17 protein-coding genes are annotated in these 20,190 nt (G+C 59.7%); 7 read left to right on the top strand and 10 right to left on the bottom strand.

The window, feature by feature from the left end; all coding sequences use genetic code 11:
- Window positions 1–106: 106 nt before the first annotated feature.
- The 4 genes from MHX65_RS08290 to MHX65_RS08305 all read left to right on the top strand — a co-directional run bounded on the left by MHX65_RS08290 (window position 107) and on the right by MHX65_RS08305 (window position 7,954).
- Window positions 107–1,522: an FAD-binding oxidoreductase gene (locus tag MHX65_RS08290; protein WP_239269651.1), complete on the top strand. Its 1,416-nt coding sequence runs from the start codon at window positions 107–109 to the stop codon at window positions 1,520–1,522.
- A 45-nt stretch (window positions 1,523–1,567) separates the two neighbouring features.
- Window positions 1,568–2,326, top strand: a complete 759-nt coding sequence (locus tag MHX65_RS08295; protein WP_239269652.1) for a decaprenylphospho-beta-D-erythro-pentofuranosid-2-ulose 2-reductase — start codon at window positions 1,568–1,570, stop codon at window positions 2,324–2,326.
- Window positions 2,327–2,455: 129 nt separating this feature from the next.
- Window positions 2,456–4,432, top strand: coding sequence for a galactan 5-O-arabinofuranosyltransferase (locus tag MHX65_RS08300; protein WP_239269653.1), 1,977 nt, complete (start codon window positions 2,456–2,458; stop codon window positions 4,430–4,432).
- Window positions 4,433–4,507: 75 nt separating this feature from the next.
- Window positions 4,508–7,954 (top strand): arabinosyltransferase domain-containing protein, encoded by a 3,447-nt coding sequence (locus MHX65_RS08305; protein ID WP_239269654.1) that lies wholly within the window; start codon window positions 4,508–4,510, stop codon window positions 7,952–7,954.
- Between the two features lie 37 nt (window positions 7,955–7,991).
- Here the strand turns inward: MHX65_RS08305 and MHX65_RS08310 are convergent, their stop codons facing one another.
- Both MHX65_RS08310 and MHX65_RS08315 read right to left on the bottom strand, forming a co-directional pair.
- The gene (locus tag MHX65_RS08310; RefSeq protein WP_239269655.1) at window positions 7,992–8,870 is read right to left on the bottom strand and encodes an alpha/beta hydrolase; all 879 of its coding nucleotides are present in this window, start codon (window positions 8,868–8,870) and stop codon (window positions 7,992–7,994) included.
- A 58-nt stretch (window positions 8,871–8,928) separates the two neighbouring features.
- Complete coding sequence (locus MHX65_RS08315) at window positions 8,929–10,863, bottom strand: M13 family metallopeptidase (RefSeq protein WP_239269656.1); 1,935 nt, start codon at window positions 10,861–10,863, stop codon at window positions 8,929–8,931.
- Window positions 10,864–10,905: 42 nt separating this feature from the next.
- Between MHX65_RS08315 and MHX65_RS08320 the strand changes: the two genes are divergently transcribed.
- The 3 genes from MHX65_RS08320 to MHX65_RS08330 all read left to right on the top strand — a co-directional run bounded on the left by MHX65_RS08320 (window position 10,906) and on the right by MHX65_RS08330 (window position 13,899).
- Window positions 10,906–11,487, top strand: coding sequence for a hypothetical protein (locus MHX65_RS08320; RefSeq protein WP_239269657.1), 582 nt, complete (start codon window positions 10,906–10,908; stop codon window positions 11,485–11,487).
- A complete protein-coding gene (locus MHX65_RS08325) occupies window positions 11,488–12,339 on the top strand; it encodes a PrsW family intramembrane metalloprotease (protein WP_239269658.1) in 852 nt (283 codons plus the stop codon).
- 228 nt (window positions 12,340–12,567) lie between these two features.
- The gene (locus tag MHX65_RS08330; protein ID WP_239269659.1) at window positions 12,568–13,899 is read left to right on the top strand and encodes a septum formation initiator; all 1,332 of its coding nucleotides are present in this window, start codon (window positions 12,568–12,570) and stop codon (window positions 13,897–13,899) included.
- An 18-nt stretch (window positions 13,900–13,917) separates the two neighbouring features.
- On the opposite strand, the gene MHX65_RS08335 is transcribed toward MHX65_RS08330, so the two are convergent.
- From MHX65_RS08335 to betA, 8 genes are all read right to left on the bottom strand, one after another.
- Window positions 13,918–14,766 (bottom strand): hypothetical protein, encoded by an 849-nt coding sequence (locus MHX65_RS08335; RefSeq protein WP_239269660.1) that lies wholly within the window; start codon window positions 14,764–14,766, stop codon window positions 13,918–13,920.
- A gap of 72 nt (window positions 14,767–14,838) precedes the next feature.
- The gene (locus tag MHX65_RS08340; protein ID WP_239269661.1) at window positions 14,839–15,147 is read right to left on the bottom strand and encodes an MGMT family protein; all 309 of its coding nucleotides are present in this window, start codon (window positions 15,145–15,147) and stop codon (window positions 14,839–14,841) included.
- Window positions 15,148–15,167: 20 nt separating this feature from the next.
- Complete coding sequence (locus MHX65_RS08345; protein ID WP_239269662.1) at window positions 15,168–15,995, bottom strand: VOC family protein; 828 nt, start codon at window positions 15,993–15,995, stop codon at window positions 15,168–15,170.
- Complete coding sequence (locus tag MHX65_RS08350) at window positions 15,996–16,280, bottom strand: RNA-binding S4 domain-containing protein (protein ID WP_023016489.1); 285 nt, start codon at window positions 16,278–16,280, stop codon at window positions 15,996–15,998.
- 57 nt (window positions 16,281–16,337) lie between these two features.
- Window positions 16,338–16,667, bottom strand: coding sequence for a YbjQ family protein (locus MHX65_RS08355; protein ID WP_005276253.1), 330 nt, complete (start codon window positions 16,665–16,667; stop codon window positions 16,338–16,340).
- 9 nt (window positions 16,668–16,676) lie between these two features.
- Window positions 16,677–17,324: a LysE family translocator gene (locus MHX65_RS08360; protein ID WP_005276251.1), complete on the bottom strand. Its 648-nt coding sequence runs from the start codon at window positions 17,322–17,324 to the stop codon at window positions 16,677–16,679.
- Window positions 17,325–17,430: 106 nt separating this feature from the next.
- Entirely contained in the window at window positions 17,431–18,114 is a 684-nt protein-coding gene (locus tag MHX65_RS08365) for a LysE family translocator (protein ID WP_239269663.1), read from the bottom strand.
- 28 nt (window positions 18,115–18,142) lie between these two features.
- Window positions 18,143–19,915, bottom strand: coding sequence for a choline dehydrogenase (gene betA, locus MHX65_RS08370; RefSeq protein WP_239269664.1), 1,773 nt, complete (start codon window positions 19,913–19,915; stop codon window positions 18,143–18,145).
- Window positions 19,916–20,190: the final 275 nt, after the last annotated feature.

Raw genomic sequence — 20,190 nt, forward strand, 5'->3', positions numbered from 1 at the left:
TGTGTGCCCCAAGCTGTTTTAAATATCACGAACGTCACTCCAGCCACCGCACTATGAGCTAGGTAGGCTGGTACATCGATACAATCCGTCGAGCAAAGAGTAAGAGATGGAACTACATACCACCGAAAAGTCCCTGCACGGCTGGGGCCGCACCGCCCCCACGACCGCCCATGTGCTGTCCACGGAAGACGTGGACGTCATCAAGAATGCAGTGGCACAGGTCGCGGACGATAACTCGGACAAGCCCGCCCACCTGCGCCGCGGCGTCATCGCGCGCGGCATGGGACGCTCCTATGGTGACCCCGCCCAAAATGGCGGCGGCCTGGTCATCGACATGCAAAAGCTGAACAAGATCCACTCCATTGACCCGGAGTCCGCGCTTGTTGATGTCGATGGTGGCGTCACCCTTGACCAGCTCATGAAGGCCGCGCTGCCCTATGGCCTGTGGGTTCCGGTCCTGCCGGGCACCCGCCAGGTCACCATCGGCGGCGCCATCGGCCCCGATATCCACGGCAAGAACCACCACTCCGCCGGTTCCTTTGGCAACCACGTGGTCTCCATCGAGCTGCTGGTTGCTGATGGCCGCGTTCTCCACCTCACCCCAGAGGGCAGCGAGGATGACCCGAGCGGTGACCTCTTCTGGGCCACCATCGGCGGCATGGGCCTTACCGGCATCATCCTGCGCGCTACCATCCGCATGACCAAGACGGAGACCGCCTACTTCATCGCGGATACGGATCGCACCGATAACCTGGAAGAAACCATTGCCTTCCACTCGGATGGTTCGGAGCACAACTACACGTATTCCTCCGCCTGGTTCGATGTCATCTCCCCAGAGCCGAAGCTGGGCCGCTCCACCATTTCCCGCGGCTCCCTGGCCACCTTGGCGCAGCTCGAGGAATTGGCCCCCAAGCTGGCGAAGGATCCGCTCAAGTTCAACGCTCCGCAGCTGATGACCGTGCCGGATATCTTCCCGTCTTGGACGCTGAATAAGCTCAGCCTGTCCGCTGTGGGCTTGGCCTACTACACCATGGGCGCGCCGGCGAAGAACCAGGTAAAGAACTTGACGCAGTTCTACCAGCCGCTCGATCTCATTGGCGAGTGGAACCGCGGCTACGGTTCCAAGGGCTTTTTGCAGTACCAGTTCGTCGTTCCCACGGAGGCCGTGGAGCCATTCAAGGAGATCATCCGCGATATCCAGCGCTCCGGCCACTACTCCGCGCTGAACGTATTCAAGCTCTTCGGCGAAGGAAACCGCGCGCCGCTGTCGTACCCGATGCCTGGCTGGAACGTCTGCGTGGACTTCCCCATCCGCCCGGGCTTGGGCGAGCTTCTCGATGACCTGGATCGCCGCGTCATGGAGTTTGGCGGCCGCCTGTACTTGGCAAAGGAATCGCGCACCTCTGCCGAGAACTTCCACCAGATGTACCCGGGCCTAGAAGGCTGGCTCAAGACCCGCAATGACATCGACCCCACCGGGGTCTTTGCCTCCGATATGTCCCGCCGCCTCGAGCTGCACTAATCACTGGACTCATCACCACCCCTCATGAAGGAGATTTTTTAAACCATGCTTAATGCAGTAGGCCAAGCCCAGCACATCCTGCTTTTGGGCGGTACCTCTGAAATCGGCCTCGGCGTCGTCGCCGAATTCCTCGAGCGCGGACCCGCCAAGGTCACCCTGGCCGCCCGCGCCCAGTCCCCGCGCATCGAGAAGGCACAGGCTGACCTGGAGGCCCGCGGCGCGGAAGTCGAGGTCGTGGACTTTGATGCCACCGACTTTGACTCGCACCCGGCGGTCATCGATAAGACTTGGGAGCGCGGCGATGTCGATATCGCCATCGTGGCCTTTGGCACCCTAGGTGACCAGGAAGAGCTGTGGCAAAACCACGACAAGGCCGTGGCTTCTGCCCAGACCAACTACACCGCGCCCGTCTCCGTCGGCGTGCTGTTGGGTGAAAAGTTCAGGCACCAGGGCCACGGCACCATCGTGGCGATGTCCTCGGTGGCCGGCATGCGCGTGCGCCGCTCCAACTTTGTCTACGGTGCTTCCAAGGCCGGCGTGGATGGCTTCTACATCAACTTGGATGAAGCACTGCGCGGCTCTGGCGCCAACGTGCTCGTCGTCCGCCCGGGCCAGGTTCGCACCAAGATGTCCGCTGAGGCCGGCGATGCCCCGCTGACCGTCAATGTCTCTGACGTGGCCAAGGCCACCGTGCAGGCGGTACTGGATGGCAAGCAGTCCATCTACGTCCACCCGCTGTTCAAGTACGTATCGCTGGCATTCAAGTTCATCCCGCAGCCCATCTTCCGCAAGCTGCCGTTCTAACCAGTTCCTGCGCGCAGGGTATGCCGGGCTCCTCAAGGCCCGCGGCCCTGCGCGCTTTGCTAGTTAATAAGCCAGCTCACACCGCGCCTAATCCCAGAAGAGTGATTAAGGTATGCGAAACTAAAGGGCATGACAAGCCCAGCTACGCCTTCCCAAGCAGTTCCCGTGAGCGAGGAGAAACGCACCACCGCCTACCACGCCGATGCCATGTCGCACCGCAGCACCCTGCTGGGCATTATTTTCGCAGCGCTGGGCGGCGGGGCAATTACGCTTTTCGGCTGGTATGCCTTCAAAACCGTCTCCCTGCCCTCCTTTAATACCTCCATGGTCACCCGCGCGCTGTGTACGGTCGGCGTGATCTTGACGTTGGCCTTGGCAGGTGGCTTTAGCGCGTGGTGGCTCTATGACCACTACAAGGAGAATTTCTCTCGCCCGCGCTGGCGCACGTGGGTGACCTACGCCATCACGTATCTCTCCCCCGCCTTATTGACCCTTGCCACCGTGGGCCTGCCGCTGTCTGCCTCGCGCTTATGGCTCGATGGCGTGCAGGTGGACCAGGCATTCCGCACCCAGTTCCTTACCCGGTCAGTAGATCAAATGGGCTATGCGGACATGAACTACCTAGACATGCCCACGTTTTACCCGCTGGGCTGGTTCTGGCTAGGCGGACGGCTCGGCTCCATATTGGGTATTCCCGGCTGGGAGGTTTATCAGCCGTGGGGCCTGATTTCCATCGCGGTTGCAGGCTGTATCCTCGTTCCCATTTGGCAACACCTCACTAAATCCCTGCCGGTGGGAACAGCTATTGCGCTTACCACCACCGCCATTACCTTGACCATCGCGGCGGAAGAGCCTTATTCCGCGGTCATCGCCATGGGCATGCCCGCCATCGCGGTGTTAAGCGCGCGCGCATTCAAAGGATCGTCGTTGTCTACCGCCGCGGTCGCTATCTACCTCGGAATCTCCGCTACCTTCTATACCTTGTTCACCGGCGCGGCAGCGCTGACCGTGGTCAGTCTGATCGCCGTTTTCACCGCGCTGTACGACCGGGCGTGGCGACCCATCGTGCGCCTAGTCATCATCGCGGTGGGATCGCTGGCCATCGCAGCCATCGCTTGGGCCCCATACCTCTGGCAGGTTCTGCATTCGACCGCACCCCTGCAAGCCACCGCGCAGCACTACTTGCCGGAAGAAGGCACGCAAATTCCGGTGCCGTTCCTTTCCTTGAGCATCGTGGGATTCCTCTGTCTTGCCGGTCTAATCTTTATTATCATCCGGTTGCGAGATGCGGAAGTCCGCGCGCTGGGGTTGTCCATCATAGGCATTTATGTATGGACGGTGCTGTCCATGGTGATGACCTTGGTCGGCACCACCCTACTGAGCTTCCGCCTTGAGGTCATCGTGGTGCTGTTGTTCGCGACGGCGGGTATCCTTGCCCTTGCGGAAGTCCGCACAGCCGGTATTCACCGCCTGTACCCCGCTAGTTTCTCCCACACGGCCAATAAGCGGATTACGGCGGTTTTTGGCATTTTCCTCGCCTTGGCTGGAGTCCATTATGCCCAGCAGATTCCCGAGGCAAACGAAGATGCCATCGACCACGCCTACAGTGATACCGATGGTTACGGCGAGCGCGCGGATCGCTTTACCAGCGATTCCGCTCATTATTATCTGGATATCCACAACTTCATCCAGGATCAGGGCTATACGGCCAACGAAACGGTAGTCCTCACGGATGAAAAAACCTTCATGGCTTACTACCCATACTGGGGCTTTAACGCCTTTACCAGCCACTATGCAAATCCCCTCGGGGAATTCAAACACCGCAATGACCAGATTGAAGCCTGGGCGGATGAGTCATGGGACTCTACTCCTGCAGAGTTCCAAAAATCCCTCGATTCCGCACCGTGGCGCGGGCCGGATGCCATCATCTTCCGCGGCGACCTCGACAATAAAGATGATGGGTTCAAGGTGCACTTGGCTGAGGATATCTATCCTAACCAGCCAAATATTCGCTACCGCGCAGTCTTCTTCAACCCCGAGGTCTTTGCGGAAGGCTGGGAGCTGGAGCAAACGGGTCCATTCGTAACGGCGGTGCGAACCAAGTAAGTTCACCCACACTTCCCCGGGGTTATCGGGGCGTGCACACGGGAACTTGGGCCAGACTGACGTACACTAATCGCCGTGTCAGATAGCCTTAAAACGAAATCGAAAGAAGCACGCCCCTCCGGGCTAAGTATCGCCACAGCCCCTGCCGGGTTGCGCTGGACCGCGATCATCGCCGGGTTAATTGGTTTCCTGTGTTTTATAGCCACCCCGCTATTGCCAGTGAACCAAACCCAGTCTTCCTTTGATTGGCCGCAGAATGATTCGCTGCAATCTATCAATGCACCACTTATCTCCGTGGCGCCGGAAAACTTGGAGGCCACCATCCCCATGTCCGCGGTGGATGAGCTCCGCGATGGCCAAAACATGGTCTACAGCACCGTCCCACCCGAGTCCAAGAAGGCATCGAACCGCGGCCTATTTGTCCGTTCCGGCGATGACGGCTTGTCTGTGGTCTCGCTCGATGAGGTCCTACTGACCTTAAGCGCTAAAGAAGTAGCGCAGCTTTCCGATGACGCCCAGCTGCACATCTCCGCCACCGGTGACGGCACCACCGTCAGCGTCGGCAAACACAAAAAGACCACCGAAGATGACCTGCGCCCGCAGGTCACCGGTGTGTATACCGAGCTTAAAGATGATGCCAATGTGCAGAACTTGGTCGATGACGGGCTGAATATCCACGTCGATATCAACTCGCGGTTTACTTCTTCTCCCTCGCTGATTAAGTCCATCGCGATGTGGCTCGGCGTCGCTATGGTGATTGTCTCGCTGTTCTGCCTGTGGCGCATTGACCGCCTTGATGGGCAAAAGTTGCGCTTCATGCCAGAAACGTGGAAGAAGATTCGCCCCCTCGATGGCGTCGTCGCCGCCGTCTTGGGCCTCTGGTACATCTTCGGTGCCAATACCTCTGACGATGGCTTCATCTTCTCTATGAGCCGCGTCTTCGATAACGCCACGTACATGGCCAACTACTACCGGTGGTACGGCGTGCCCGAGGCACCATTCGGCTCACCGTACTATGACCTCGTCGCGCTACTATCGCAGATTTCCACGGCGTCGGTCTTCGTCCGCCTGCCCGGACTAATTTCGGGGCTCATTATCTGGTTCATTCTTTCGCGGGAAATGCTGCCGCGCTTTGGGGACATCGTCGATGCCCGCCGCGTCAGCCACTGGACCGCCGCACTAATGTTCCTAGCCTTCTGGCTGCCGTATAACAACGGCACCCGCCCAGAACCGATCGTGGCCCTAGGCGTGATGGTGACGTGGGCATCCTTTGAGCGCGCCATTGCCACCCACCGGTTGCTGCCGGCAGCCGTAGGCACCATCGCTGCCACGATTACGCTCGCCGCCGGCCCCACTGGCCTTTTTGCGGTTGGTGTATTCCTCGTGAGCCTGCCGCACCTTTTCCGTGCGATGGCCGCGCGCGTGCCCGCCATGGGCGGTGGCGCTACCGGTTGGCTTAGCTTGGTTGCCCCATTTTTGGCTTCCGGCACTGCCATCATCGTCGCTGCCTTTGGAGATCAGACCTTGGCCAGCGTCGCTGAATCCACCCGGGTGCGCTCGGAGGTCGGCCCGTCGCTGCCGTGGTATGCCGAATACGCCCGTTATTCCACGCTCTTCCAAGAATCCGTGGATGGTTCGCTGACCCGCCGCTTCGCCGTACTCACCATGCTGTTTTGCTTGGTGCTCATCCTGGCTGCGTTTATCAAGGACCGCCGCGTTATTGGTGCCGCAGTCGGCCCCACCCAGCGTCTGCTCATCATCGTGGCGCTGTCGATGTTCTTCCTCATGTTCACCCCGACCAAGTGGACGCACCACTTTGGTATCTATGCCGGTGTCGCCGGGGTGATCGCTGCGCTGGCTGCCGTAGTGCTATCCAGGTTTGCGTTGCGCTCCCCGCGCGCCCGCACCTTTAGCATCGCCGCGGTGCTCTTCTTGCTCTCCATCTCCTTCGCGGGTTGGAATGCTTGGTGGTACGTATCCTCCTTCGGCATCCCATGGTGGGACCGCACGGTGCAGTTCAAGGGTATTGAGGCCAACTCGATCCTGCTCGCCATCTCCTTGGTCGTCCTCGCGGTCGGCGTGGTGCAATCCTTGCGCCACAGCCATCACAAATTGCAGGCCCAAGAGGAAGGCACGGAAAAAGAATTCAAGCAAGAAGCCGCCGCGAAGGTATCGCGCTCGGCCGGCATCATGTCCGCGCCCATCGCGGTAGCCTGCGCCATTGTGGTGGCTTTTTCGATGGCTTCTTTTGCCAAGGCCACCGTCGCCCAGGCGGATTCCTACTCAGTGGGCAAGGGCAACCTAGCATCCTTGCGCGGTGATACCTGCTCGCTAGCCAATGAAACCTTGGTAGAAACCAATACCAATGACTCCTTCCTCACCCCGGTGGATGGGGACTTGGGCGATTCCTTGGTAGACAAGGATGAAACCAGCAACGGATTCGGGCCGAATAATATCCCCGAATCCATCGAGCCTGAGGATCAGGATTCTGCTTCTGTGGGTGCCATTGGAGATAGCTCCCAAGATTCCGACTCCACCAGCCAAGACGATGCCACCGCTGGGACGGATAAGGAATCGGGCGGGGATTCTTCTGATGATTCGCAGGAGACCCGCCGCGCTGGGAAGAAGGCTTCAGAAAGCACCGATACGTCTGAAGGCGGTGTCCGCGGCACGAAGGGCGTCAATGGCTCGACCATGCACCTGCCCTTCAACTTGGACTACACCAGCGTGCCAGTCTTGGGCTCCTACACCGAAAGCCAAGAGTCGCTGTCCCAGGTAACCACGAAGTGGTATCACCTGCCGGAGACTACGGAAAATACCCCGGTTCTGGCTGTCAGCGCCGCGGGCAAGATTTATCACCACGATGTCAATGATGTGGAACAAGAGGGCATGGAGCTCACCTTGGAATACGGCACCATTGATGAGGATGGCAAGGTCACCGATAAGGGAGAAAAAGAGCTTTCCGATGTCGGCGCCACCCCCAAGTGGCGCAACCTGCGCCTGCCCATGGATGAATTGCCGGAAGAAGCCAATGTCGTGCGCCTAGTGGCCGAGGACGATTCCACCGATGAAGATGACTGGCTAGCCTTCACCCCGCCGCGCGTGCCGGAACTAGACAGCATCAATAACCAGTTCCCTGCGGAAAAGCCCGCGCTCTTGGACTGGGCGGTGGCTCTGCAGTTCCCCTGCCAGCGCACCTTTGACCACTACGCCGGCGTAACCGAGATTCCGGAGTATCGCATCCTCCCAGATGCGGCGGCGCAAACCTCCCTGACGGATTTCCAATCCTTCTCCGGCGGCGGTGCCATGTCCACTGCGGAAGCGGTGAACTACTCCTACGAAATCCCGAGCTACCTCAATAACGATTGGGCGCGCGACTGGGGCGCCATTGAAAAGTACGAATTGCGTACCGATTCACAGGGCAATACCCCGGCCAAGGCAGAGATCGATTATGAGGACGTTACTCGTTCTGGACTGTGGAAAGAGTCCGAGATGAAGATCCGGCCAGAGGGCGAGCAATAGCGACCGCCCCTAGCTGTGCAGCCAGCCGCAGCCGGTTTTATTGCGTCAGCTCACCGCGCAAAAATTCGGCTGCATCCTGCACCCGCTGGCGCGCCACGGCCGGGGTGGACACGCGGTGGGTCGAGACATAATCGCGCTCTTTAGCTTGGGGAATGTGGACACGATCGGCTATCTCATCCTCGGTCGCGGTCTGCACGAAGGTCTCAGGGAATTGTTTAGGCAGCTCATAGCCCACGCGGTAGTCCTCCGGCAGGTTGGCTAGGGCGCCGAAGTCGGGGAAGGTGAGCAAGAGGGCATCGGCAGGCGCGAGCGCTGCCAATGCACCGCCGGAAGAATATCCCCACGTGGTGACGTGGGAGGCGCCCTGCTCGCGGGCATAATCAATGGCGCGGTTGACCGCCGCGACCATGTCTTTGACCGTATGCTCCGGCGCGAGCGGATAATCCACGTCAATGATCGTGGTGCCGGAAAGCTGCGCGGCGGCGGCAACCTCGGGGCGCCACTGCATTTCCAGCGCCTTCCCATCGCCGCGCCACCAGCCGCCGGAGTGCAACGATACCGCCCACCGGCCAGTGGGCTCAGAGGGGCGAAAAATGGCGCCGACCTCGGCGGAGTCTACGGTAATGCCGTCCGTAAACGCCGTACCCGGAAGCGCATGATTAACGCCGGTGCCCAACACCATCATGGCGGCGTGGGTGATGCGGTCTGGCAGTAGGGCGCAATACTGGTCCGCCTCCGGCGAGCCACCGCCGACCCAAGGCGGGCGGAAATCCGGCGCCTCATAATGGGCGTCGATATAAGAAACCAGCTGCTCTAGCTGTTCTTCCTCGCTCATCTGGCGGTCTTGCCCGCCGATGCGCCATTGTTGGCCGGGCTCTAGCGGCCGGTGCGGATCTTTATCGTGTGCATCAGTCATATTTCCGAGCCTACGCGTGCACATGATGCGCACAAGGCAGGCTCGGGGAAGAACTAATTTACCAGATGGTGACGCGGTCCGCCGGGGCCAGGTACATCGGGGAGTCTTTGTCTACGTCGAAGGCCTCGTAGAATTCGGCGATATTCGCGGCGATGAGGTTGCAGCGGAACTCCGCGGGCGAGTGCGGATCAATGGCCAGGTACTGGGTCGCCATCTCCGGGCGGATGGCCGTGCGCCAGACGCGGGCCCAGGACAAGAAGAAGCGCTGCAGACCGTTGTAGGTGTGCTCGGCCAATTCCGGCTCGGCGCCGTCGACCACAAATTCTTCTTCTTGGCCCAGCAGGTCAATGCCCTTATCGGCGCAGTAATTCTTGTAGGCCACCACGGAAATGCCCAGTCCGCCTAGGTCACCAATGTTTTCACCCAAGGTGAATTTGCCGTTGACGCCGGAAGATTCGGTGCCAGCATCCTTTAGCACCGTAGGCACCTGGCCATCGAATTGCTCCACCAGCTTTGCCGTGAGCGCCTCAAAGTCCGCGCGGTCTTCATCGGACCACCAGGAGTTCAGGTTGCCCTGGCCATCGAATTGCGAGCCCTGGTCATCAAAGCCATGGCCGATTTCGTGCCCGATGACAGAACCAATGGCGCCGAAGTTCTCAGCGGCATCCGCATCCGGGTTATAGAACGGCGGGCGCAGGATGGCGGCCGGGAAGGTGATGTCATTGACCACCGGGTTATAGAAGGCGTTGACGGTCTGCGGGGTGGTGACCCACTCGTCGCGGTTGGCGGGCTTGCCAATCTTTGTCAGTTCATAGTCGTGGGAAAAGGCGGACCCGGCGCGGGCATTGGCAATCAGTTCCGCGCCCTGGTCAGAAATCTCCAGCCCGGAGTAGTCGCGCCAGGTATCGGGGAAACCAATCTTGGCCTTGAACTGGGAAAGCTTTTCTAGGGCGCGCTCGCGGGTCTGCGGGGTCATCCACTCCAGCTGGGAAATGCGCTCGCGGTAGGCAGCGATGAGATAATCCACCAGCTCATCCATCTCGCGCTTGGAGGATTCTGGGAAGTGCGCGTCCACGAACTCCTTGCCAATTTCCTCTCCTACCAGGCTTTCTGCCAGGCCCACCGCGCGCTTCCAGCGGTCGCGCTGCTGGGTCGCACCAGAGAGCCGGGTGCCGTAGAACTCGAAGTTCTTTGCGCCTACTTCTTCCGGCAAGAGGGCCGCGCGGGAGCGCAGGATGTGCCAGGTGGCCCACAGCTGCCAATCAGCCATGCGGTCAGCGGTAAAGAGCTTTTCCAGGTGCTCCAGGTAGGACGGCATCATATTGACCACGCGGTGCTCCGGCAGCTTTCCGCCGGCGAGCAAGGCTTGGGTGATGGAGGGCAGCTCAGAAAACTCGCACGGGTTATTGGTCTTTACCGCATCGCGGGTAGAAACCACGTCCCAGTGGCCCGCCGCCAGTTCTTTTTCCAAACCGACGATGCGCTCGGCGGCAACTTCGGTGCCGAGGCCAAATAGGCGGGTGGGCTCGATAAAGCCCAGCATCTCCGCCACGTGCTTCTCGTAGGCGGTCAGCGTTTCCGCGTGCGCTTCCTCGCGGTAGTAGGCCTCATCCGGCAGGCCTAGCCCGGATTGCACGATATAGGCAACGGCCTCTTCCGAGCCGGAGTCCTTTTCCACCCAGAACGTCGCCGGCGCCCCCACGCCCTCGCGCTCGAGCTCGCCCAAGCGGTGCGCCAATTCCGTGGGATCGGCGGCGCTCAAGCGGTCAAGGTCCGCATCCAATGGAGCCATGCCGGCATTGTTGACGCCCGCGGTATCCATGAAGGATGCATACAGCTTGCCGGGGCGAGCATCGTTGTCTTTGACGATGTCATGAACCAGTTCTTCTGCTTCATCGCGCAGCGCGTGGAAGGTGCCATCCACACCGCGATCATCTGGGACAACGTGATTTTCTACCCAAGGTCCGTTGACTAATTGATAAAGATCTTTCATGGTTGCCACTGTAGGCCAAACCTTCCAGTTAAGGTATGGACTATGGAAAAATTCCGCTTTCCACCAGCCCGGCCGCGCGTCCTCTTTATCGCCGTCCTTGCCTTCGTGACGGTGGTCCTCGCCTTGCCCGCCATCGTCCACGCGGTGCTACCGCCGCACCCCGCCGATGTGGAGCAAGTAACCCTGTCTGATCCCAGCCAGGACTGGGATATTACCGTGCCTGATCTGTACTGCGAGCGCGACTATACTTCGCTGGCTAGCGTTGGCTGGACCTGCGGTGACACCTCCGTGCAGGCGGTCATCGTGGAAGATACCGACGACGATGAACACACCCTGCGCCGCATGGTCCGGGCCTATGGCATGGCCCCAGGTCTTCCCGAGGGCGAGGTCTACGAAGGTAAAAATGGCGCCCTCGCGCTTGCCGATGCCCCCTCCTCCACCGCCGCCATCTCCATCAACGGCACCGGTGCGGACGAAAATAAGGACTGGGTGGTCACCGTCACCGGGGAATCCGCCGCAACGCGCACGACCACTCAACGCCTCTGGAAGGCCTTCGGGCAAGACGAACTACCAGAAGAAGTCACCGCTGATATCGAGGAGTTTTCTGGAAAGGCCTTGGTTTAAATGTCTAAGCTCTTTCGCACCGCGCTGTGGATTTTCTCCGGTCTGGGCCTTATCGGTTTTATCTCCCAGACGGTCATCACCCTATTGATCTCACCGCTGATGGGCATTATCAGCATCCTCATCGCGGCGATCCTCGTCGCGGTAGTCATCGCGCTATTGCGCCTGAGCCCTATGTGGGCGCGCCCGGCGCGCGTATGGGCACCGCTTGCCTTTTTATGGGGCTCCGGCATGGCCATTAGCTTGGCATCTATGAGCTCCCCGGCGGTCATGCAGCTCGCCATCAATTCAGGCTGGATCGATTCCTTCATGTCCTGGAGCGGCGCCTATCCCGAAGAGATTTCCAAGGCCACGGGCGTTTTATTCGTCCTGATGTCCTTCCGCCAACTCAACCGCCCCTGGCACGGGTGGATGGTCGGCGCCGTCATCGGCCTTGGATTTGAAGCCAACGAAAACATCCTTTACGGCTCCATGGGCGCTACCACCCACCCGGATAGCGATTTCACCGGGCTCATACAGATGTGGGGCCTGCGCCTTATCGCCGGCCCTGGCCTGCACGTTTTGCTCACGGCGCTGGCCGGTTGGGGCATCGGCTGGGCCCTCTACGCTGCCGCCAAGCCGCTCTGGTGGCGCATCAGCGTGGCACTCGGCTGCCTCGCGGTATCCTTCCTCCTCCACTTTGGTTGGAATTACCTGCACGATTCCGATATCGCGGCCGTTATCCAGGCCCTTGCCGTAGCTATTATCTTGTACCCGCTGAGCGTCTGGCTCATCCTGCGCGGCAATAAATACGCACACGACGATGACAGCTACAGCCACAGCACCGCAGAGGAGGCGCTATCCTTCACCCGCTAACCCCAAGCCGTGCTTGTTTCTCCCAAAATGTCCAAACCAACCGCATTCCGCCAAAACTTCTCCAGCTTTCAGAGAAACGCGGTTGCTTTAGACGCTCGAGCCTTCCGTAGATCCCCCCCCCGGCCGCAAAAATCTGTGGTTTAAGGCACATGCGGGTAGTGACTTTCGCTACACTCTCTACAAGGCGCTTTTGCCACCTATCCTCCACTTTAAGGACTGAGGACCTTCATGAATGCCCCAACCCACGAGTCCCGCACGGATGACAGCACGGAAAGTACCGAGGGGGCAGCTCCGACAAATTCCGCAGAGGAAGCCAACCGGCAGAAGGCGGTGGGCTCCGCCCTGTCTTGGGTCATCGCGCTTTTTGGCACCGGTGTTGGTGCCGGCATCCTCTTCTTGCCGCTCAACGCCGGCGCCTTCGGATTTTGGCCGCTCGTCTTCGCCACCGTGTTCATCTTCCCGCTGGTGTATTTTTCCCACCGGACCTACGCCCGCATAGTCAGCGGCGCACCACAAGAACAACACAGGAAAGACGTCCTAGAGCTGGTGCGCTACTACCTTGGCCGCAATAGCGGCCTTTTCATCGCCGTCTTGTATTGGCTGGCCATCGTGCCAACAGTGCTCATTTATGGCATCAGCATTACCAATGTGGTCGATAGCTTCATCGTCAACCAGCTCGGCGGGCCGAGCATCAACAGGTGGATACTATCCATTGCCTGCGTAGGCGTCATGACGGGCCTTTTTGCCATCGGCCGCCGCCCCATGCTGTGGCTGGCCCAGATGCTGGTCTACCCGCTCATCGTCGCCTTGGCGGCAACCTCCATTTATTTGATCCCCAAGTGGGATTTCGAAAGCTTCCTCAACGTTGAATACGAAGGCGGTATCTGGGGAATCCTTAAGGGCATCCTGCTTATTCTTCCGGTGCTGGTCTTTTCCTTTTCCCACATGGCCGCGCTATCGCAATTCTCCGTAGACGTGCAGCCGGCCTACGGCAAAAAGACGGAGAAGTTCGTCTCCCGCGTGGAGCTCTATACCGCCGCAATGCTCGTGGTATTTACCATGTTCTTCGTCTGGTCCTGCGTCCTCGCGCTCGGAGCGGACGGATTGAAGGAGGCAGCCGATCAAAACATCCCGGTGCTGTCTTATTTCGCCAACGTCACGGGCACGCCGTTCATTGGTTATATGGCACCGCTAATTACCATGTGCGCGATCATCTCTTCCTACTTCGGGCACATGCTTGGTTCCGAGGAAGGCACCGAGTACCTCCTGCGCATTGCCGTTCCCCGCATGGCCAATAAGCTTTCGCGCCGCGCGCTGCTCAACATCATTTATGTCATCGTATTCGTGGCAACGGCCCTCGTGGCCGTCTTCAACCCCTCCATCATGGACATGATTTCAGTGGTTGGCGGCATCTTCGTGGCATTCTTGGTCTATCTGGTGCCGGTCTACATGTTTAAAAAGGTCGATGACTATTCCCAGTTCAAAAACGACATCTGGAATTACTTCGTCTTTTGCATGGGACTTGTCATCATGGCCGTGACCGTCTGGAACCTGATCTAACGGCCAGTCCCTCGGCGCTTATTGGCACACCCGCACTTGGCTTACCTGCGCCAGGGCTTGATTAGCGTTCGCGCACGCTTGGCGCTCAAGATCGGCCGCGGTGCGGGTGGCATCGCGAAGCGCCTGCTGCGCAGGTTCTGGCAGGTTGAGGTCGTTTTCGATGCGCGCGCCGATGGCCTCACTGGACCCGCCGACCGGCGCATTGTCGATGCCGCGCATGACATCCGCGGTATGGGTCTGCGCATCGCCATACGTATTGGCGGCTACGGTAAACCCATGCCCGGTAGATACGGAGGCGTGGATGGTGCGGTCATCGGACCAACCGAATTTGGTGCCCCATACTCCGGGAATGTGGTCGGTGCCGAAATCCTGGCGGTACCCATCCGCAGCCACGGGAGCAGCAGTGGCCATTCCCGCAAAAATGGGTGCTGCGATGGGGTCGTGCTGGATCTCCGCGGTAAACCGCGCGATATCTTCGGTCGAGGTCTGCGTGGTTCCCCAGTAGCCGGTGTAGTGAGTTTCACTCAGCCCGAATTCTTGGATGATGCTGGGAATGGCCTGCGGGTAGCGGCGGTCCAGGTCGCTGGCCACATTATCGTCGCTATAGCGAATCATATTTTCCACTTGGGCCTTATCGGCGGCAGAACCATACTTGAGCACCCAATATCCCAGGTAGAGCTTGCTCAAGGATAGCGCCGGGCGGGACTCGTGACTATTGGCAGTCGAGACGGTGGCGCCGGAATCGTGCCTAACGGTGATCTGCGTACGATCAGGCACTGATTGGGGATCGAGGCTGACCGCTTGGGCAGCGGGAATGGTCACGAAGGAAAGTGCGGTAACGAGAGAACCAATAGCTAATTTTTTCATAACGCATATAGCGTAGCCGTGGATGTACATCGCCGCAGGCTATAAATGCAAAAAGTTTCCCTATTGTACTATCTATCGCAGCAATACTTCTAGGTCCCGCGCATCCATGCCGTGCTTATGCATGGCGACGCGCCCGTGGGAGTGCTCGATGCCCTCGCGGTTCCAGTATTCTTCCGCGCGAACGGGATCGTGGGAGGCACCATTGGCGCGGACCACGCGCCACCAGGCGGCGTTACCGCCGTGCCTATTCATCACGGTGCCGACATTGCGGGCCCCGCACCCGGCGAGTTTTGCCACCTCCCCGTAGGAGGACACATTGCCGGGCGGGATAACGGCCACGATGGCTAGCACGCGCTGTGCCAAATCAGAGGAGCCTGTCATCAACGCCTCTCTCCCCGCGCTTAGTCCCTGGTGGGGTTGAGCACGTCGTCGGATTCGGTGGGCTCATCCTCGGGGGCGTCTTCGACCTCAGTCAGGGTGACGGTCGCGCCGGTGGAATCCGCGAGCAGGCACATGCGCCCGAAGGGGGAATCCCACGGCTCGCGGATGATTTCACCGCCGAGCTCTACCGCTTTCTTGGCGGCTTCATCGATATCGCGCACCCCTAGGTAGGTCTGCCAGAAGCTCGGCACCTGGGGTGGGAACTGGCCTTCAGCATTCCACAGGCCCGCGAACGGGGCGCCGTCTTCTTCCACGGTGGCGTAAATGAAATTCTCGTCCTCAGACTCCATGGCGCGAATCTCCCAGTTGAATAGCTCGCCATAAAAGTCCATGGCCTGCTGGAATCGCGTCGTGGCGGTCAGCTCGTGCCATACCGGGGTGCCGGGTTCGCCACCGGCGACGAAGTGCTCTGGGCCAGAGGGCTGGATGAGGCCGAACATGCCACCGGCGGCATCGGCAAGCAGGGCCATGTGGCCCAGCTGCACGGGCTGGGGCGCGGCGAGGATCCTCCCGCCGAGGTTCTCCGTGCGCTGGCAATCGCCGTCGATGTCTTTGGAGAGGAAGTAGGTCACCCAGGTATCCGGCGTGGGGGCTTCCTCCGGCTGCGGGATGAGGCCGGCGATGGGCAGGCCCTGCAGGCGCGCCATCTGATAGGGGTTGTCCTCCTGGGTCTCGGCCGAAATATCCCAGCCCAAGACCTGCTCATAAAAGTGGGCGGACTTGCGCGGATCCGAGGTGGTCAGATCGATCCAGTAGGGCATGCCTACTTCGGCTTCAAATGCGGGCATTTATAGATTCCTCCACTTTTCCGGATCAAAGTCATCGTCTGCGGTGGCTTCATCAAAATAGTCATCATCATCGTCGGGCTCGCCCACGCGCGCGCAGGTGCCTTCGATGCACACCTCATCGCCAATCTGCAGCGTAGCGCCGCGGCGGGTCTCGGTGTCACCGTTGACCGTGACCGCGCCTTCTGCGATAAGTTCCTTGGCTTCACCACCGGTTCCGACCAAGCTGGCCAGTTTAATAAACTGGCCCAATTTGATGGACTCGCCAGAAATTGCAACCTCAAGCATGCCGCCCAGCTTACCCAGAGCCCGTTGCCGCGCGGCTATGGGTGGGGGTGGACAGGCTTAGTCACGCGCGCGCAGGGAGACCGCCGTGCCCGTGGCGGTGACCAACAGCATGTCATTATTGGTGCCCATTGGGGAATAGTCGAAGGCGATGCCCACCACGCCATCAGCACCCAATTCCTGGCCGCGGCGCCACAATTCATCCAGCGCCGCCTCGCGGGCCTTGATGGCTTCGCTTTCATAGCCTGAGGCGCGTCCACCGGTAATATTGCGTATCGATGCCCCAAAGTCTTTGAGCATATTGATGCCGGTAACGGTCTCACCAGCGATGATGCGCAGGTATTTGGTGATTTCATAACCGTCGACGGTATTTGTGGTAGTAAAAATCATAAGTTCAGCCTACATCGCAATAAGCCCACGGATGCCTTCAAAGAGGATAACCACGCCGAGGAGCAGGAAGACGATGCCACTGACGATGTCCACCCACGCCGAGTTCTTGGCCATCCACTTCGATACCGCGCGCGTGCTCAAGCCGACGCCGACGAAGAGCACCAAGCTTTCCAGCACCAGTACCGCGGCGACGACGACGTTTCCGCCCACGCCCATTCCTGGGTCGATGAAATTGGCAAAGATGGCGCCAAAAAAGATGACCACCTTGGGGTTGGAAAGATCGCAGACCAACCCCATGCGGTAGGCCGTCTTTGCCTTAATAATTCCGTCCGGGGTAAACCCTCGCGGTTGGGGTGCCTGCTTTTCCGTGCCCACGACGGTGGCGGGTGCGCGCCGTTCCCGCAGGCCGGAGGAAATCGCGCTATAGGCCATCCACAGCAGATAGCTGCCGCCGAGGACCTGCAGGAGCACCAGGATGCCCTCATGCGTAGAGATCAATGCCGAAAGCCCGGCGAGCGAAGCGATGGTCCACAGGGCAAGGCCCGTCGTGCTGCCAATGGCCACCCACACCGCCGCGCGGGTGGACCGCGCACCCAGGCGGATAATCTGCACCACATCCGGCCCCGGCGAAGCCATGGCCGCGAACCATACGCCCATCAGGGTCACAAGGGCACCTATAGCCACCTAACACCTCCACATTCGTATGCATTTTTACTAACGCATTCAACTGTAGGAAGTGTCTCACCTGCAGCGAAACAGGTAACTACTGTGATTTCAGCAGCGCGGTGGCACCCTCCCCGGCCATCACCACACCGAGCAGGCCAAAGACGAGGCCTGAGACCATATCGATGCCGGCGGAATACCGCGCCGTCCACCGCGCGGCCGCGCGCACGAGCAGCGCAAAGGCGGAAAACCACACAAAGGACATGGCCGCGAGGATTAACGCCACCGCGATAGTCCACCCCACGGACATATCCGGGCGGATGAATTGGGCGAATACCGCACCGAAAAACACCAATGCCTTGGGGTTCGACAGGTTAGTCACCAGCCCCAGCTTGAAGGCCCGCCAGTTGGTCATGTCTTCGACGTCGGCATCGCCAGCCGCCCGTGCCTGGTCCGCATAGTCTTCCGTGTCCACCTCGTGAGCGGGCGCGCGCCGCGCGGCTAACCCGCTGCGCAGGGACGATACACCCATGTACAGCAAGAAAAGCCCACCGAGCAATTGCAAGATGCTCAGCACGCCCGGCCGCGCCGTAATTAGCGCCGATAAACCGGCCAGGGAGGCGACAATCCAAAAGACCGTCCCGCTAAATACCCCCACCGCGCACAATAGCCCGGCGCATGTGGATCGTGGGGCCACGCGAATGACCTGCACGATATCCGGGCCCGGAGACACCAAAGCCGCGAGCCAAATTCCCATCAAGGTAAGAAGAGAGGAAATGGTCACGGCTTTGTCTCCTTAATGTAAGCGGGCGTTAGTAAGCACCCTTCGGTGCCTCTTTGTGGTCACGGATTGCCTCGCCTTCGGCGTAGAGCGGCATATCCTCGTGTGCCTTGTACCACGGAGTGTAGTTGGGCTCGAGCGGCGTGCGGCCGGCAATGAGGTCAGCAGCCTTCTCGCCCACCATCATAGTCGGGGAGTAGATATTGCCGTTGGGAACCGAGGGGAATACGGAAGCATCGGCAATATACAGGCCATCGATGCCCCATACTCCCATGGTTTCTGGGTTCACCACGGCCATGGGATCGGACTCATCGCCCATCTTGGCGGTGCAGGATGGGTGCAGTGCGGTTTCGCCGTCATTGCGGACCCACTCCAAGATTTCCTCATCGCTCTGGACCTCTGGGCCCGGGCTGAACTCGCGGGCGCCAACTTCCTCCATTGCCTTGGTATCCAGCAAGGAGCGGGCGACGCGGACGGCTTCTACCCATTCGCGGCGGTCCTGCTCAGTGCGCAGGTAGTTAAAGAGGATGGAGGGCTTTTGCCGGATATCGGAGCTCTTGATGTGCACGTGGCCCTTGGTATCGGAGAACATCGGGCCGACGTGCCACTGGAAGCCGTGCTTAACGTCGGCCTTTTGGCCGTCATAGCGCACCGCCATGGGCAGGAAGTGGAACATCAAGTTCGGGTAGGCCTCATCCTCGTTGGAGCGCACGAAACCGCCGCCCTCAAAGTGCGAGGTGGCCACTGGACCCTTCTTCGTCAGCAGCCACTGCAGGCCCATGAACGGCCAGCGCCACTTATCCAGGTAGGGCTGGGAGGAAGCGGTGGACTTGGTGGTCTCGTACTGGATGTAGACCTCGAGGTGGTCCTGCAGGTTCTCACCCACGCCGGGCAGGTGCTTGACGACGTCGATGCCGTGCTTTTCCAAGATCTCGCGGTCACCCACGCCAGAGACCTCAAGCAGCTGCGGGGTATTGATGGCACCGGCAGACAAGACGATCTTTTCTGCGAAGACGCGGTGGGTGCCACCCTGCCACTCGTATTCCACGCCCACTGCCTTGGTGCCTTCAAAGAGGATCTTGGTGGTAAATGCGCGGGTCCGCACCTCGAGGTTGTCGCGGTCCTGGTTAGGGTACAGGTAGGCGCGGGCAGCGGACCAGCGCTTGCCGTGCTTGATATTGCGATCGAAGGGGGCAAAACCTTCTTGGCGGTAACCGTTGACGTCATTGGTCAGGTTATAGCCAGCCTCTTGTACCGACTTAAATAGCGCCTGGAACAGCGGCGAGGTAGCAGGACCGCGGGACAGGTAGAGCGGGCCATCGTGGCCGCGGCGCGGATCATCGTCTTCTGCGGCAGCGGTGGTTTCCATGCGGTTGAAATACGGCAAGCAGTGGGCAAAATCCCAGTTATCCATGCCCGGGTTCTGGCCCCACTTTTCGTAGTCCATGGGGTTGCCGCGCTGGTAGATCATGCCGTTGATGGAAGAGGAACCGCCAAGCACCTTGCCGCGCGCATGGTAGATGCGGCGACCATTCATCTCCGGTTCCGGATCGGATTCATACATCCAGTCATAGTTCTTTGCCCCGATGGGGAAAGAGAAACCGGAAGGCATGTGGATGAATAGGTCCCACAGGGAATCCGGGCGGCCGGCCTCAAGAACGAGCACGCGGGTGTCTTTATCCTCGGTCAGGCGAGCGGCGATGACGGAGCCGGCAGAGCCACCGCCGACGACGACCACATCGCTGACCTCATCCGTCGCCCTCTTTGTCGAGCGCTTCTTAGTCAACTTGTCCACAATACCCATAAATCCCCTTCCTTCTGTGAGCCATCTCACGCGTAGTTCTCGCCGTATTTCGGGCGGATCCATTGTATCCTGCGCAAAAAATCTATACTTTTCCGCTTTCATTTATGCGCAATAGCGCCCCCAGAATACACATCTGGTGGACGTTTTCCCAGATTAATGTATATTTACGGTGTTCGGGTATGCATCTGAGTAGATGAAATCCGGGGTCTTTACGCATAGATTGCTCGCATATGATTTATGCCACCAACCTATCTCTTACCCCTCTTTTCGGGGAA

The organism is Corynebacterium sp. ACRPS, from assembly GCF_022346005.1.
GTDB lineage: Bacteria > Actinomycetota > Actinomycetes > Mycobacteriales > Mycobacteriaceae > Corynebacterium.